Here is a 16,340-nt window from a genome sequence, read left to right on the forward strand (position 1 = left end):
AAATGATAAAATTAAAGGGAGGGCCTTTTGGAAGGCTAACAAAAGTAAAGGAGATAAGACATGAAAAAGCTTCGTTCATTATGGAAAGACTTTTTGAAAAAAGGTTTTGCCATTTTAACAATTTTCATGATGCTAGGCCAACTTGGTCAAGGGGCGATCACAGCCTTTGCCAATGAGCTAGCAGTCGGGGATAATGGGGCCTTGGATGTTGCCCTTATGTATGGGGATAAACAGAACCATCCAGATGGGATGTCCTATTACACAGGGGATACCATGTCTGGTTATATCCAGATCACCCCTAAGAATTTGACAACGGATATTAATGAAGTAACGGTGACCTTGAAGGTTCCTGGAAAGTACTTACGAGAAGTTAGTTTCCCTGACTTCAATAGTGCTTCAGAGCATGACAAACCAACGGTTACAAAAGTTGGAGATGATTATCAAGTCACACTTCACTTTAACAATTACCAAAAGTCAGAGGTCCTGACTTTACCATTTATTGGAAAATTTAAAATCGGTTATGCACCGACCAATTATTCATTGGATATTACGGGTACCTTGAATATCAATGGTCAAGAAGCAAAACTCAATGATATCATTTGGAAACCCAAGTACAATGACTATCGCTTAACCAAGTATATCAACCAAAACTTGAACGAAGCCATGTCCAAGGACTATGCGGAAGCCATGCCTGGTGTTGTCAAAGGGGCTGACGGAAAAAATTATATTGAAACCCCATCATCTGTTCCATTTGCATTTCAATTGGAGGGAATGCAAGGACAGTATGGGGGACAATATCGTCAATTAGAATCAGTAACGCTTACCGATAAGTTGCCAACCTATACAGATAAAAATGGCAATACCCGGACAGCAGTTTTAGATACAGCTAAGTCTGAAGGCTGGGTAGATAATGGAGATGGCACCGTTTCTAAGACGTTTACAGCAGATGCAAACGGTAATCCAGCAGCTTATCACCAAGAATTCATGGCAAAAATCAAGAATACAAGTTACCTTTACTTGAAGTTTCCTGATTTAGTTTTGGAAAAGGACCAGACTCTCAAAGACGTCCTTAGTAAGGATTTGACAAACTCAGGAAGTATTGTGGGAATTCCTGCTAACCGTGGAGAGGGAGAACCAGATATTACTGCGGAAGATTCTCTTATTTTCCGCTTGACCTCTCGTGACCTGGAAGGGGCTGGAAGTTTTGCCAAAAAAGCAGATGGTGATGTCTATGATTCAACTGAATACAAGGCAGCAAACTATAGATGGATCATCGCTTTTGATAATAAAACTCCTTCGACACAAAAGAATTTTGTTTTCTATGATGAGACAGTGGACTCTCGGTTAAAATTCACCAAGATTGATTACGCTCGTCTTATGCAAGGAAATTACGGTATTGGTGAGTATATTAGCAAATATGTGAAACGCATCATCCTTACTTTAGAAGATGGTAGTCAAAAAGAAGTTCAGCCAGAAACCGATAAAGACGGCAATGGTTTTATCGACTTAACCAAGTATGGAACCGTTGTCGGTTGGCGGATGGAAATGAAGGATGATTTTGTCCTAAAATCTGGTCAAGGAATTCGCCTCAATACCTATACAAGCTTCAAAGATCCAGAAAAGACTCGTTACGATGAAAATGATACGACCAAGAATGAATTCAAGAATACAGGTCGTGTCACTTATCAAACACAATCAAATGTTGCTAAAGACCAAACATCAGATTGGACCTTTAAGCTGATTCCTTTGAAGGAAAGCTTTGAGATTTCAAAAACGACGGATTACAATGATGTTCGTTATACTGATGGACAAAATATTCGTTTTGGTTTGATGGCAACCAAAGTAGTTTTAGATCCTGATAAGGATTATGGAGACCTGCGAATCATTGATCTTTATGATCCAAATACCCTTAAAGTCGACTATAAAGATTTTGAGAGAAACCTTGCCTCTAATGAAAAAGGGATGAAATTCTTAAAGAGCTACGATGTCATTGAAAACTACCACAATTCTGGACGGACAGCTCTCATCATGCATTTGGATCAAAAAGAGTTTATTAAAGCTTCTCTTCAAGATCTTAATCGCGTGCGTTTACCATTTATCGTGGCCGATCTGAAAGGGAAAGACGATGGTGGGACCTTCACCAATAAAGTTTATGTCGCTGGAAATGGGATCCACGATCTTGAAAATGCCAACCCTGATCGGGTCACGGAAGATGTGTATGATCTGAACGGAAATGGTTCAACAACGGATAAAATTCCATATGCTCAATCAAACTATACGATTGTTGCGGCTGAAGGAATCTATGCACGCAAATATATCGCTAAAAATGATGACCTGTCAGACGCTTCGATTGTGACACGTACCTTCAAACCAGGTGAGACCTTTAACTACAAACTCACTATTAAAAATAATACGGATAAGGCAGTAGAAGACGGAGTCGTCTATGATGTCCTACCAAAAGTAAAAGACGTTAACACACTAGACGGATCTGGTCGGATGACAGAATACACGGTCAGCCTTCGTGGACCAGTGACAGCTCCAGAAGGATGGACGGTCTATTATACAACTGATACAGGCGTTACGACAGATACCATGGCGCAAGCTGCTGACAAGGATATCTGGACGACAGCTGTGACTGATTACAGTCAAGTAACAGGAATCAAGTTAGTTGCAAATGCTGGTACTACGATTCCTGCGCGTGGAGAAGCCAGCTTTGGTGTCCCAGTCGTGAATCCAAGTGAATTGACCGATGAAGTCAAGGCCTTGATGCAAAAACGCACCAAAGATAATGAAGACAACGGCGGTCGTTCCGGTCTTGTTCAAGCTCATAACCAGTTTGGTTACAAGGCGAAAGGTCACGAAGGAAATCGTGAGTCTAATACCGTAACTGCACAAATCTTCTCGGCTGCTTTCCACGTCAAGAAGGTGGACAAGGATGATCCTAAGAAAGTTCTTGAAGGTGCTGAATTTACCTTAACTGATGCAAATGGCGCGGTTGTTGCGACGGAAATTTCTGATAAAAAAGGGGAACTTTCCTTTAACACCTTAACAGAAGGAACCTATACGCTCAAAGAAACCAAAGCACCTGAAAACTACAAGTTGGATGAAACAGAACATGCCGTGGTTGTTACCTATGATGCGGACAAACAAATCTACCACGTCACGGTGGATGGAAAATCAGTCGGATCAAAAGCAGTCCCAGTTGAGATCGCTAATGAAGCAGATATCAAGTATCTCGATCTTGAAGCTTCAAAAGTTTGGGATGACCAAGACAACCAAGAAGGGCTTCGCCCAGCAAGTGTGGAATTCCAACTCTATAAGAATGGCAAAGCTCAAGGAAAACCAGTCACGGTTTCAGCCGCAACAGACTGGAAAGCTCACTTTACGAATCTTCCAGATAAAGACAGTGACGGCAAGCTCAATACCTACACTGTTAAAGAAGTGAAAGTTCCGACTCATTATACGGTCGATACAGAAGAAGCCAGCTTCACAGATGGAAAAGCCACCATCACCAACAAGCGCACTCCTGAGACCACGACGGTAACAGTCAAGAAAGTCTGGGATGATGCTCAAAACCAAGATGGTCTTCGCCCATCTACCATCAAAGTTCACCTCTTGGCAAATGGAACAGAGGTGCAAGCACTTGACCTGACTGGTGAAGGAGATGAATGGACTCATACCTTCACAGACCTGCCAGTCTATAAAGATGGTCAAAAAGTTGTCTACACAGTGACAGAAGACAAAGTGGACAATTACACCACTAAGATTGATGGAACTACGATTACCAATACTTACAAACCAGGTAAGACAAGCCTTACTGTTACGAAAAACTGGAAGGATGCCAATAACCAAGATGGCCTTCGTCCAAAAACAATCAAGGTTCAATTGTATGCTGGTGATCAAAAGGTTGGTAAGGCGGTTGAATTGTCAGCAGATAACAAATGGACCCATACCTTCTCAAACTTAGACGAGAAGAAAGCTGGCCAAGTTATCAACTATACAGTAAAAGAAATCGATGTTCCAGAAGGCTACACACAAGCTGTCGAAGCAACTAACCCAGGTCAAGTAGTCGTGACCAACACGCACGAACCAGAAAAGACTAAAGTAGAAGTGAGCAAGAAGTGGGAAGATGGAGACAACCAAGACGGCCTTCGTCCAGCCAGCATTCAAGTTCAATTATACAAAGATGGCCTTGCGACGGATCAAGTGGTAGAACTCTCAGCAGCGAATGATTGGAAAGGTGCTTTTGAAAACCTTGATGCCAAGGCAGCTGGAAAAGCAATCACTTATACGGTGAAAGAAGTCGCTGTCCCAGATGGTTACAAGGTGACGGTAAATGATAAGGACAAGGCCAATGTTGTCTTGACCAATACGCATGAACCAGCTCTCACAGAGATGAAAGTCACTAAGAAGTGGGATGACGAGAATGACAAGGATGGAATTCGTCCGAAGAGTATTCGCGTTCAACTCTATGCCAATGATCAAAAAGTCGGTCAAGAAGTAGAATTGTCAGCTGAAAACAAGTGGACCCATACCTTTGCAGATTTAGATGAAAAAGCAAATGGAAACACCATCACTTATACAGTGAGAGAAGTCAGTGTTCCAAAGGGCTATGAAGCTCGTAACGACGAGGATGGTAAAGGAAATGTTGTGATTACTAACAAGCATGTTCCAAAAGAAACTCCAAAACAACCAACTCCTCCAAGTTCATCTGAACCAAAGAAACCGGGTCAACCTGAACCTAAAAAACCAAGCCAACCAGAGCCGAAGAAACCAGGCAAAATCTTAGGATTCTTACCAAATACAGGTACGACCATCTCTATTATTAGCTTAGTTTTAGCCTTTGTCTTGGCAAGCATTGCAGCTTATATTTTGAAGAAAAAGAAAAAATAAGCTAGTGCTTCCTTTATAAAATGAAACAAACACCAGAAATGGTGTTTGTTTTTTATAGTGGCCTCTTATAATTGTTTAGTGATCGTTCTCATGGGCGCTCGCTCTATTTTTCAATTCCCGAACGTTTTCAAGAAAACTTCAGAAAATTCTTGACTTCTGATGAAATAGGCGTATGATTAGTTGTGAACTGTTGAACAATCATTTTCAAGAAAATCCCTGATGTCGACTAAGGGATCTGTGAAAGGAGAAGCGGTTCAAATCGAAAATCTATAGAGCGTTGCGTCCGAAAGTCTAAACAGACACGGCTCTTTAAAAACAAAAGGAGAAGATTATGAAAACAGAACCGATTCATCGTACCAGTATGTGGAAATTTAAGTTAAGTGCTGCCACCATGACTTTGATTCCCGCTGCCGTGGGGATTAACTATGTTGCCAAAGCCTTGGCGGAGGGGTTAAAGTTGCCCGTTTGGCTGGGGTCTTTGGGAACCTTTCTTGCCAGCATGTTGGCTGGGCCGGTTGCCGGTGCCATCAGTGGTTTCATCAACAACGTGATCTATGGGCTGACCTTATCGCCAATTTCAACCGTGTATGCGATTACCAGCATCGGAATTGGGATTGCTGTCGGAGTTTTGCACGCCAATGGGTGGTTCTCGTCAGCGCGACGAGTATTTGTTTCTGCTATTATTATTGCCATCGTTTCAGCTGTCATTTCAACGCCACTCAACGTCATCTTTTGGGGTGGTCAGACCGGTATCGCTTGGGGTGACTCATTGTTTGCGGTAATGGTCGCCAATCATGCACCAGTGTGGCTGGCCTCATTTACCGATGAGTTTGTCTTGGATATTTTGGATAAAGTCTGCGTGGCCTACCTGGCATTCTTCATCTATCGTCAGCTGCCGAAGCGGATGGTGCACTTCTTTAGCGGTGATAAATGATGACTGATCAAACATTGATTTCTGGAGCGCCACGGGTCAAGCTCAAGTGGTACCAGGTGATCGATCCGATTACTAAGCTCTTGTTCATCTTGGACATGACGTTGTTGAGCTTTGCCAGTATGAATTTATTACTTCAGGCCGGATTAATTCTTGTCGCAACACTGCTATTGTTATTTTCCAAATTGAGTTCTACCATCTTTAAGGCGCTGGGATTCAGCTTGTTTCTGATTTGCACCATGCTGATCATCCAAGGATTATTTTACAGTCGGAATCAAACTGTGCTGTTTTCTGTGCTTGGGGTGTCGTTCTACAAAGAAGGCCTGATTTACGCCACCACTCTGGGTTGTCGAGTATTGGTGATTATTTTGACCAGTGGCTTTTTTATGGTGACCACGAGTATTTCAGAAAACGCGGCCTATTTGGAACTGTCCGGATTGTCTTATAAAACCGTCTACGTTCTGATGTCGGTGTGTTATATTTTGCCGGAAATGATGCGCAATATGCGGAAAATCCAGCAGGCACAAAAAGTTCGCGGAACCAATCCGCAAAAAACGTTGATTCAGAAATTAAAGTCAGTCCTGCCGGTTCTAATTCCATTGGTGATTAAGACCTTGGATCAATCGATGGCGCGGTCGATTTCTCTCCAACTGAGAGGTTTTGATAATCCCAACCGGACTGTCAGAACCTCCCAGCGCGTGTATCGCCTGTCGCGGACGCTGCACATTGGTCTGACTGGATTGGCAATTTTATTGATTGGGTGGAAGATATGGACGAAGATAAACGGATTGTAATTGAAAATTTGACCACCCGTTATCCGGGTACTGAGCAACCACAACTGCGTCAGATTAACGCGGAGGTTCATACCGGCCAGGTGGTTGGGATTATCGGGAATAGCCACTCCGGCAAATCGACTTTGTGCCGTGTGCTGGCAGGGGTCATTCCCAAAATGGTGTCTGCTGAGATTGAGGGCGACTGGCACATGTTTGGCCAGCGAGTGTCCGACAATTGGCCCGTTTATAATGCCATGAATGGAGTTGTACTGCAAAATCCAGCTGGCCAACTAAGCGGGTTGGCAGACACGGTTGCCGATGAAATCGCCTTTGACTTGATTAATCAGGGAATGGCTGAAGGACTGATTCAAAAACGGGTTGAAGAAGTTGCCACGCAAATGGGGCTGATTGAACAGCTGAATTTGCGTCCCGAAAGCCTTTCCGGTGGTCAGAGCCAGCGGTTGGCAATTGCCACGGCGATTGCGGCTAACCCGGCTGTTTTGATTATGGATGATCCGACCAGTCAGATGGATCCCCTTGGCCGCCGACAATTTTTCCAATGGCTGGCCCAAGTCAAAGAGACGACTGTCTTCATTGTCACCAGTGAAATTGACGATTTGTGCGAAGTCGCCGACGTTGTGTGGGTGCTGCACGAGGGTCAAATGGTAGCCCAGGGCAGGCCGGGTGAGGTGTTTAATCATTTGGAAGCTGACTGGCAGATTCCAGCCCCGACAATCCAGCAACTTGCTCAAAAAATGGATTGGCACTTGGCTGATGGCCGGTATCCGGTGAATGACGCTGAACTGAAGGAGGTTTGTTATGTCCACAATTGAACTGAACCACCTGACGTTCACTTATCCGGAACGGTCCTTTAGCTTGGATGTTGAAGACAAACACTTCGCCGATCCGATGGTGGCGATTGTCGGCCAAAATGGTGCCGGCAAATCAACGCTCTTCAAATTGTTGACGGGCTTGCTGACACCACAAACCGGTGTGATTAAGATCGATGGAGAAAATTTTAATGATCTTAAACCAGTCGAAAAGTTACTGAAGGTTGGGATTACTTTTCAGAATCCTGACGATCAGCTTTTCAACCCGACCGTTCAACGAGAGGTGGAGTGGAGTGTCGCGCAGGTCATGGATGACCACGACACGATTACGAGGCGGGCTTTAGCGGCTCTAAAAAGAGTTGGCTTGGATGATAAAACAGCTGAAAGTCCATATGACCTGTCATTGTCGGAACGCAAGCTGTTGAGCGTTGCCACAGTTTTGGCAGTGGATCCGGCGATTTATTTATTTGATGAGCCGATGATGTCGCTTGATTGGGAAAGCCGGCGCAAGTTGACCGCAATTTTCCATCAGTTGGCTGATTCGGGCCACCAAGTTGTGACCATCACCCATGACATGGATTGGGTCGCCGCCGAGTTTGAGTCGGTGTATGTTATGGAACACGGGAAGTTTGGCTTCGCCGGCAGTCCACGGGAATTGTTCAGCGATCACGAACTTGTCCAGCGAGTGGGATTACTACCACCGCGGATTATGGACATAGCGGAGTCGCTGGGTGATTCACAGACATATTTATCGGTTAATGATTATTGCCAGAAAAATCGAGATGTATAGAAAAAGTCACCTCTGCGGGTTTTCCAGGTTGAAGGATTAACTTCAGCTTCTGGCAAGAACTCACATGGGTGACTTTTGTGTTTAATAACGTTTCATGATCATCGGGTGCTTCCTCAGATCACTCGGTTTGGTTTTACTTTATTTCATGGTCATAATCATATACCATTTCTTTTGGATCTTTTGTTTGACTAATACAAAATAGGTCTTCATAGGTCTTCGCATTTTTAGCGCCCATTAGGATCATCAGTATAATTTTCTGAATTAGGAGACTGTCCCATCACTATTCGAACTTCGTCTCCCAACTTACGCTGTTCCCATTCATCCGTGAATCCTTTAAATCTCAATTCTGGAACTTTCTTTTTAACTGAATCATCTATTTTCGCCATAGTCCCCACCATTTTATTGGTTTTTCTTGATTTACCTTATCAACAGTCTAGTTGGTTGGTACCAATGGAGCAAGGCAGCTAAGAAGGGATATTAGTGGCAATTAATAAAATACATGAGGTTGGGCATATTGCTCCACCTCTTTTTATGATATACTAGAGTAGTTTTTGAGATTTGTAAAAAATGTGATTTTCTAGTTCAAATTTAAAAAAGAAAAGGGGAGAACATGGACATCTTTTTGAGGAGCATATCAGGGATCCTCGTCATCCTGGGCATGATTTTAGTGGGCTTTGTCATTGGTGAAAAAGGCTGGTTCGATGATAAGTCGCGTGGCCTACTCGCTAAATTGGTCACTCAAGTTGCTCTTCCCTGCTATATGCTCTACACCATCACGCAGCGCTTCACAGCAGCAGATCTACTTAAAATGTTGCCAGCCTTGCAGTTTCCTGCCCTGTCTATGGTTGTTTTGCTTGGCATCGCGACAGGAGTAGCCAGAATCTTTGCGGTGAGACAGGACCGTCGTGGCCTCTTTATTTCCATGTTTTTTAATTCCAATACGATTTTTGTGGGTCTTCCCATCAACCAGGCCCTCTTTGGGGATGACAGCATTCCCTATGTTTTGATCTATTACATGTGTAATACGACCTTTTTCTGGACCTTGGGAACCTATCTGATCCAGCGGGATGGTGAGGGAGAAGCTCAGTTTGATCTCAAAACCAGTCTGAAAAAAGTCTTTTCTCCGCCGCTGATGGGCTTTCTCTTGGGACTAGTCTTGGTGATGCTACAGATCAAGTTGCCAGCCTTTCTAGCCAGTGATTTACAGTACCTGGGCAATTTAACAACCCCTTTATCCATGATATTTATCGGTTTGTCAGTGTCTCATGTAGGTGTGAAGCAGTTGGTTCTGGGAAAAGATCAGCTATTGATTCTACTAGGTCGCTTCGTGGTTGCCCCTCTCTTGATGGCGACCATCGTCTACTGGGTGCCTCTTCCAAGCTTGATGAAGCAAGTCTTTATCATCCAGTCTGCCATGCCTGTGATGACCAATGCGCCAGTCGTTGCGAGACTCTACGGAGCTGATAGTGATTATGCAGCAGTCATGGTGACAGAAACAACCCTTGCAACCATGGTGGTGATCCCTATTCTCATGCTGTTGATGGCTTAACAAATAGCAAATACAAAAGCTCAAGTTTTTTTAAAACTTGAGCTTTTCTTATAACAAGGCTAACAAGATGGTGAGGACCAGAGCGATGCCCGTCCGAATCAGATGGTGGGCTGGGTGGAAGTTTCCTTTGTGTTTCCCATTCCAATAGGCCCCGTAGCAAATCAAACCACAGCCGATCAACCAAAGGACTAGAGAGACAATCGGTAAAAAGAAGTAGAGGGTGAGAGATAAGGTCGCAAGGCTACTTCCGATGAGGAGAAATGTATTTCCTAAAGTGTGATTTCCCTTTTTAAATTCTGAAAGGGAGGCCAATAAGTGAAGAAGAACAAAAGCAAGGGCAAAGAGGGCTGTAAAAAAGCCGAGAAGAATGGGGAAGAACATAGGGTTTCCTTTCTAAGATATGATTGCCTGAGTACTATTTTTTATGACTGATTTTATGAAGAATCATAAATGATACTACAAGATTTAAAATAATAACCAATAAGGTAAAAAGAGAGTAACCATAAAGTTTAATTGGAAATTCATTTTTGAGATTGCAAAGAGCAAACAAACTCGTTAAAATGCCCGTCAACAATCCAGGCACATATTTTCGAATAACGACTGTCTGAATCAGATGTCCTAAGACATGGTAGATATAAGCGATTATGATGCTTGCGTAAATGCTATAGTTTTTAAACTGGTAACTAAGATATAGCGATGTCATTAGGATCAGAAATTGTTCCAAGACAATAAAGTTGAAAGCAAAAGGAGTGTAATAAGTTAGGATTCGATTGTTTGGATACTGGATTGATATTTTTTTGACAAAGGATGGCATCCAAACGATTTCTTCCAGTTCGTGAAGCATGAAGAGTGATGGAAATAGAAAGTAAAATTGCACGCTGGTCATTGAAAGTACTCCCTTCTAGTTCGAGCCCACTTTTAGAATCTCCAAATAAAATTGGATCACTTCTTGTTCGGTGTAGGACTTGCCTTTTTTCAACCACCAGCTGAGGGTTTCGATGAAATGGCTGACGACCAGGTGTTTGAGATAGGAGTGAGGAATGTTAGGGTACGATTGGATGAGTTCGTCGGCTACCATTGGGTAGACATCGTGTTCTAGTTCTTTTCGCAGTTGCCGTATAAAATAATCGTTTTTAGAGAGCAAGAGACTGGTCACATGATCTTGATTTTTCTTGAAATGCTGAAAGATATGAGCTAGATAGTCTTGTGGTGAGAGGTGTCCAGCACGCTCAAAGAGATGGTGAAAGAGCTTTTGACAGAGTTCATCTAGCAAGAGTTCCTTACTCTCGTAATGACTGTAAAAGGTCGAGCGCCCCACATCAGCAAGGTCTATGATTTCCTGAACCGTGATGGCTTCGTAGTCTTTTTGGTTGAGTAAGTGTAAGAAAGCCTGATAGATAGCTTTTCGAGTTTTGGTGATGCGACGATCCTGTGCTGTCATATGGACACTTCGAACAAACTGTTCAGTAACGGACACCCTAAACGGTTTGCCCCTATCCTTTCTGTTGTGAATGTTAGATAATGATAATGAACATGATGTTCATGAATCTATTATAACAAAGGAAATAGGATTATGAAGACAAAACATGCGGTCTGGATCGCTTTTTTCTTGAATTTGAGTTATGCCATTGTTGAGTTTATTGCAGGAGGGATTTTTGGATCCAGTGCGGTCCTTGCGGATTCGGTCCATGACTTGGGGGATGCGATCGCTATTGGGATCTCTGCCTTTTTGGAGAGTATTTCCAACCGTGAAGAAGACAGCCACTATACCTTGGGCTACAAGCGCTTTAGCCTTTTAGGGGCCATGGTAACGGCTGTGATTCTCATGACAGGGTCCGTTCTAGTTATTTTGGAAAATATAACGAAACTGGTTCATCCACAACCTGTCAACGATGAGGGCATTCTCTGGCTTGGAATCATAGCCGTCAGCATCAATGTGCTAGCGAGTCTCGTCATTCGCAAAGGACAAACCAAGAACGAATCCATTCTCAGCCTGCATTTTCTGGAAGATACCTTGGGTTGGGTGGCTGTTATCCTAATGGCCATTGTTCTACGATTTACCGACTGGTATATTCTGGATCCGCTCTTATCTCTTGCCATTTCCATCTTTATTCTGTCAAAAGCAATTCCACGTTTTTGGAGCACGCTCAAGATTTTCCTCGATGCCGTTCCAGAAGGAGTGGATATCCAGCAAGTCAAGAGTGATTTGGAGCAGTTGGAGCATGTGGCTAGTATCAATCAGCTTAATCTCTGGACCATGGATGGGCTGGAAAAGAACGCCATTGTCCATGTTTGTTTAGAGCATGTCAACCACATGGAGGTTTGTAAAGAAGCGATTCGTACCTTGCTCAAAGATTGTGGTTTTCAAAACGTCACCATTGAGGTTGATGAAGACCTGGCAACCCACCGAGCCCATAAACGCAAGATCGAAGAACTGGAAGTTGATCAAGGTCATGGGCATGATTATCACCACCATTAATGACGAGTTGGTATGAGCAGAAGCTCGATAAAAAGTGTATACTATAGATAAGTAAGCAATAGAAAGTAGGTTAATCCTATGAAGAAAACAGTCTATACAAAAGCTGGGCAAGTGGGTCTAGTAGAAGTAGAACGTCCACGCATCGAAGCACCGGATGATGTCATTCTCCGCATCGTTCGTACCTGTGTCTGTGGATCCGATCTATGGAGCTACCGCAATCCTGATATTGAAGCAGGTCATCAAAATAGTGGTCACGAAGCTATTGGTATCGTCGAAGAAATCGGAGAAGCCATTACAACGGTTAAACCAGGAGACTTTGTTATCGCGCCTTTCACCCATGGTTGTGGGGAGTGTGATGCCTGTCGTGCTGGTTATGATGGGACTTGTGACCGCCATATCGGCACCAACTGGTCTGACGGGGTGCAAGCAGAGTACATCCGTTTCCACTTTGCCAATTGGGCCCTTGTCAAAATTCCAGGGCAACCATCTGATTATACAGAAGCCATGCTCAAATCCTTCTTGACGCTGGCTGATGTCATGCCGACGGGCTACCATGCGGCGCGTGTTGCCAATGTGCAAAAGGGTGATAAGGTTGTCGTTATCGGTGACGGTGCTGTGGGTCAATGTGCTGTGATTGCAGCTAAGATGCGTGGTGCATCGCAAATCGTCCTTATGAGTCGCCACGAAGACCGTCAACAAATGGCTTTGGAGTCAGGTGCGACAGCTGTTGTGGCTGAGCGTGGTGAAGAAGGGATTGCCAAGGTTCGTGAAATCCTTGGAGGCGGAGCGGATGCCGCTCTTGAATGTGTCGGTACAGCGGCAGCTGTCGACCAAGCCCTTGGGGTCCTTCATAATGGTGGTCGCTTAGGCTTCGTGGGTGTCCCTCACTACAATAACCGTGCCCTTGGTTCGACCTTTGCGCAAAATATTTCCGTGGCAGGTGGAGCAGCCTCTGTTACCACCTATGACAAACAGTTTTTGCTCAAGGCCGTCCTTGATGGCGATATCAATCCAGGACGCGTCTTCACCCATAGCTATAGCTTGGACGAGATTGATCAAGCCTACAAAGACATGGACGAACGCAAGACCATTAAGGCTATGATTGTGATAGAGTAACGAAAAAGTCTAGTAGAATCGTTTCTGCTAGACTTTTAACTTGGTGTACATAAAATTTTTTAAAATCTTAAAAAGGCTATAAAACATTGATTTATCAAGGATGTTCATGAATAAAATGAGTAGAAGACAAATAAAAAATTAAAATAGTTTATAAAAGCGCTTGCATTTTAGAAATAATGTACTATACTAAATCCATGGATTGTTACTGGTCATGCAGGTAAAACCTAAGCATATACAAGATAGAAATCGCCCTCTTTGTGCGTGTTTTCTGTTTGGTATCTGTTTAGTTTTTTTGTTACCCATTTTCCGGGAATGGGAACAGACTGATGGCCTAAAAATAAAGGAGGCTCCATTATGGCTAAGGATTATACAGAATTAGCTCAAGATATTCTTGATCACGTCGGTGGACGTGATAATGTTACTAGTGTTAAACACTGTGTCACTCGTTTACGCTTCTCTCTTAAGGACGAGAGTAAAGCAGATACAGACTATCTCATGGAAAGAGATGGTATTGTGACAATTGTTCAGGCAGGTGGCCAATATCAGGTTTTTATATTTAATGATTTGAAACATATAGTATATCAGTGACTTTATTTGTACATTTATAAATGTAACCAATGAGTACTAATCATTGATTATTAGTTTCTGATTTACGTAATAGTTGCTTAGAATAGTCTTTTTTTCCGTTATATTATGGAAAAAGAGTACATTTTCATTGTTTATTGTAAAGCTTATAATAAAAGTATCAAAGCCAGGAGGAAAAAAGATGACTACTTTTAAAAATGGATTTTTGTGGGGCGGTGCTGTTGCAGCTCATCAACTTGAAGGAGGATGGCAAGAAGGTGGCAAGGGAATCAGTGTTGCTGATGTGATGACAGCTGGTCGCCATGGAGTTGCTCGTGAAATTACCCCAGGTGTTTTGGAAGGCAAATATTATCCAAACCATGAGGGAATAGATTTTTACCATCGTTACAAAGGAGATATAGCACTTTTTGCTGAAATGGGATTTAAATGTTTCCGAACATCGATTGCCTGGACACGTATTTTCCCAAAAGGTGATGAATTAGAGCCTAATGAACAAGGTTTGCAATTTTATGATGATCTTTTTGATGAGTGCTTGAAACATGGAATAGAGCCTGTAATTACTTTATCTCATTTTGAGATGCCTTATCATTTAGTTACGGAATATGGTGGATGGAAAAATCGAAAATTGATTGATTTCTTTGTTCGTTTTGCGGAAGTTGTATTCAAGCGTTATAAGGATAAAGTTAAATATTGGATGACGTTTAATGAAATCAATAATCAAGCCAATTACCAGGAAGATTTTGCACCATTTACGAACTCAGGCATTGTATATGAGGAGGGTGATAACCGAGAAGCTATCATGTATCAAGCAGCACACTATGAGTTAGTAGCCTCTGCTAAAACAGTAAAACTCGGTCATGAAATCAATCCGGATTTTCAGATTGGTTGTATGATTGCCATGTGCCCGATATATCCTGCAACTTGTAATCCTAAAGATGTTTTAATGGCTATGAAAGCTATGCAGAAGCGTTATTATTTTGCTGATGTGCATGTTTTTGGTAAATATCCTGAACACATTCTCAAGTATTGGCAACGTAAAGGAATTTCAGTTGATTTTACAGATCAAGATAAAGAGGATTTACTTGAAGGAACAGTAGACTATATTGGATTTAGCTACTATATGTCTTTTGCTATCGATTCTCATCGTGAGAATAACCCTTATTTCGATTATCTTGAAACAGAAGATTTGGTTAAAAATAATTATGTTCAGGCATCTGAGTGGGGGTGGCAAATTGACCCAGAGGGCTTACGTTATGCATTAAACTGGTTTACTGATCACTATCATTTACCACTCTTCATTGTTGAAAATGGTTTTGGTGCCATAGACCAAGTTGAAGCAGATGGCATGGTTCATGATGATTATCGAATTGATTACTTAGGTGCCCATATTCGTGAAATGAAAAAAGCTGTAGTTGAAGATGGCGTTGATTTAATGGGCTATACACCTTGGGGCTGTATTGACCTGGTTTCAGCTGGTACCGGTGAGATGAGGAAACGTTACGGATTTATCTATGTGGATAAAGATGATGATGGACAGGGAAGTTATGAACGCTCACCGAAAAAGTCATTTAATTGGTATAAAGAAGTTATTGCATCTAACGGTGCAACGGTAGAATAAATATGATTGGTAGCATTGCAGCAATTTTAACAACATTTGCTTTTTTGCCGCAAGTTGTGCGTGTAGTAAAAACAAAAGATACCGAATCAATTGCCTTAGGGATGTATATTATGCAGGTTATTGGCATTGCTTTATGGCTTGCTCATGGGCTTCATATTGGTGACTTACCTTTGATTTTGGCTAATAGTATTTCGTTTTTGCTATCTGGTACTATTTTGCTATATAAATTGAAGTATAAATAGTTTTTTTCCGTATCGATTAGGAAAAAATAAGAATGGTTATTGTAAGCGCTTTGATCTATAATAGAATTATAGATAACAAACTACTCAATCAAATATATAGATGATTGGAATTGAAATAAGGAGAAATGTTATGGCAAAAGCTTTAATTATTTGTGCGGCAGGAATGTCTTCATCACTTATGGCGAAGAAAACAACGGAATTTCTTAAAGGTAAAGGTCAAGATATTGAGGTAGATGCTATTAGTGCTACCGAAGGAGGAAAAGCTATTGCAACGGGAGGCTTTGATTTATATCTAGTTAGCCCTCAAACTAAAATGTATTTTAAGCAATTTGAAGAAGCAGGTCTCAGAGTAGGGAAACCGGTAGTACAAATACCTCCTCAAGCATATATTCCAATTCCAATGGGAATTGAAAAAATGGCTAATTTAATTCTTGAAAATATCTAGTTTTAAAATAGATTCAATATCTCCACATTAATGCGAGACAATTAATAAGAATTTAAAATTGATTTCGTATTTGAGACTTGTGAGTATTG

15 protein-coding genes and 1 pseudogene are annotated in these 16,340 nt (G+C 42.2%); 12 read left to right on the forward strand and 4 right to left on the reverse strand.

Features of this window, described 5'->3' with window-relative positions; genetic code table 11:
• The first annotated feature begins 60 nt into the window (after positions 1-60).
• From O3642_RS04870 to O3642_RS04890, 5 genes are all read left to right on the forward strand, one after another.
• Positions 61-4,893 carry a Cna B-type domain-containing protein gene (locus tag O3642_RS04870; protein WP_371605527.1) on the forward strand — a complete coding sequence of 1,611 codons (4,833 nt, stop codon included), beginning with the start codon at positions 61-63 and terminating at the stop codon, positions 4,891-4,893.
• Positions 4,894-5,224: 331 nt separating this feature from the next.
• Positions 5,225-5,827, forward strand: coding sequence for a hypothetical protein (locus O3642_RS04875; protein ID WP_021153833.1), 603 nt, complete (start codon positions 5,225-5,227; stop codon positions 5,825-5,827).
• Complete coding sequence (locus O3642_RS04880; RefSeq protein ID WP_171963570.1) at positions 5,827-6,618, forward strand: energy-coupling factor transporter transmembrane component T; 792 nt, start codon at positions 5,827-5,829, stop codon at positions 6,616-6,618. Before O3642_RS04875 ends, O3642_RS04880 begins: the two co-directional genes overlap by 1 nt.
• Positions 6,594-7,430, forward strand: coding sequence for an ABC transporter ATP-binding protein (locus O3642_RS04885; protein ID WP_045759846.1), 837 nt, complete (start codon positions 6,594-6,596; stop codon positions 7,428-7,430). The genes O3642_RS04880 and O3642_RS04885 overlap by 25 nt, the downstream gene beginning before the upstream one ends.
• The gene (locus O3642_RS04890; protein WP_014713856.1) at positions 7,417-8,217 is read left to right on the forward strand and encodes an energy-coupling factor ABC transporter ATP-binding protein; all 801 of its coding nucleotides are present in this window, start codon (positions 7,417-7,419) and stop codon (positions 8,215-8,217) included. Before O3642_RS04885 ends, O3642_RS04890 begins: the two co-directional genes overlap by 14 nt.
• A gap of 224 nt (positions 8,218-8,441) precedes the next feature.
• Here the strand turns inward: O3642_RS04890 and O3642_RS04895 are convergent, their stop codons facing one another.
• Positions 8,442-8,603: a hypothetical protein gene (locus O3642_RS04895; RefSeq protein WP_001062367.1), complete on the reverse strand. Its 162-nt coding sequence runs from the start codon at positions 8,601-8,603 to the stop codon at positions 8,442-8,444.
• 224 nt (positions 8,604-8,827) lie between these two features.
• Between O3642_RS04895 and O3642_RS04900 the strand changes: the two genes are divergently transcribed.
• A complete protein-coding gene (locus tag O3642_RS04900; RefSeq protein WP_371605528.1) occupies positions 8,828-9,766 on the forward strand; it encodes an AEC family transporter in 939 nt (312 codons plus the stop codon).
• A gap of 48 nt (positions 9,767-9,814) precedes the next feature.
• Here the strand turns inward: O3642_RS04900 and O3642_RS04905 are convergent, their stop codons facing one another.
• From O3642_RS04905 to O3642_RS04915, 3 genes are read right to left on the reverse strand one after another with little or no spacing between them, the layout of a single operon-like run.
• Positions 9,815-10,147, reverse strand: a complete 333-nt coding sequence (locus O3642_RS04905; RefSeq protein WP_371605529.1) for a glucuronide permease — start codon at positions 10,145-10,147, stop codon at positions 9,815-9,817.
• A 34-nt stretch (positions 10,148-10,181) separates the two neighbouring features.
• Positions 10,182-10,652 (reverse strand): HXXEE domain-containing protein, encoded by a 471-nt coding sequence (locus O3642_RS04910; RefSeq protein ID WP_371605530.1) that lies wholly within the window; start codon positions 10,650-10,652, stop codon positions 10,182-10,184.
• 15 nt (positions 10,653-10,667) lie between these two features.
• Entirely contained in the window at positions 10,668-11,207 is a 540-nt protein-coding gene (locus O3642_RS04915) for a TetR/AcrR family transcriptional regulator (protein WP_371605531.1), read from the reverse strand.
• A 132-nt stretch (positions 11,208-11,339) separates the two neighbouring features.
• On the opposite strand from O3642_RS04915, the gene O3642_RS04920 reads away from it, so the two are divergent.
• The 6 genes and pseudogenes from O3642_RS04920 (at position 11,340) to O3642_RS04945 (ending at position 16,251) form a co-directional block, all read left to right on the forward strand.
• On the forward strand, positions 11,340-12,245 hold the full coding sequence (locus tag O3642_RS04920) for a cation diffusion facilitator family transporter (RefSeq protein ID WP_371605532.1): 906 nt from the start codon (positions 11,340-11,342) through the stop codon (positions 12,243-12,245).
• A gap of 78 nt (positions 12,246-12,323) precedes the next feature.
• Positions 12,324-13,361 carry a zinc-binding dehydrogenase gene (locus O3642_RS04925; RefSeq protein WP_371605533.1) on the forward strand — a complete coding sequence of 346 codons (1,038 nt, stop codon included), beginning with the start codon at positions 12,324-12,326 and terminating at the stop codon, positions 13,359-13,361.
• Between the two features lie 354 nt (positions 13,362-13,715).
• A pseudogene (locus O3642_RS04930) lies at positions 13,716-13,937 on the forward strand (PTS transporter subunit EIIB); the annotation flags it as partial.
• Between the two features lie 190 nt (positions 13,938-14,127).
• Positions 14,128-15,564, forward strand: a complete 1,437-nt coding sequence (locus O3642_RS04935; protein WP_371605534.1) for a 6-phospho-beta-glucosidase — start codon at positions 14,128-14,130, stop codon at positions 15,562-15,564.
• Positions 15,565-15,566: 2 nt separating this feature from the next.
• Positions 15,567-15,806 (forward strand): SemiSWEET transporter, encoded by a 240-nt coding sequence (locus tag O3642_RS04940; protein ID WP_049474115.1) that lies wholly within the window; start codon positions 15,567-15,569, stop codon positions 15,804-15,806.
• A 130-nt stretch (positions 15,807-15,936) separates the two neighbouring features.
• Positions 15,937-16,251, forward strand: coding sequence for a PTS cellobiose transporter subunit IIB (locus O3642_RS04945; RefSeq protein ID WP_049474114.1), 315 nt, complete (start codon positions 15,937-15,939; stop codon positions 16,249-16,251).
• Positions 16,252-16,340: the final 89 nt, after the last annotated feature.

Source organism: Streptococcus sp. 27098_8_66, from assembly GCF_041431945.1.
GTDB lineage: Bacteria > Bacillota > Bacilli > Lactobacillales > Streptococcaceae > Streptococcus > Streptococcus dentalis.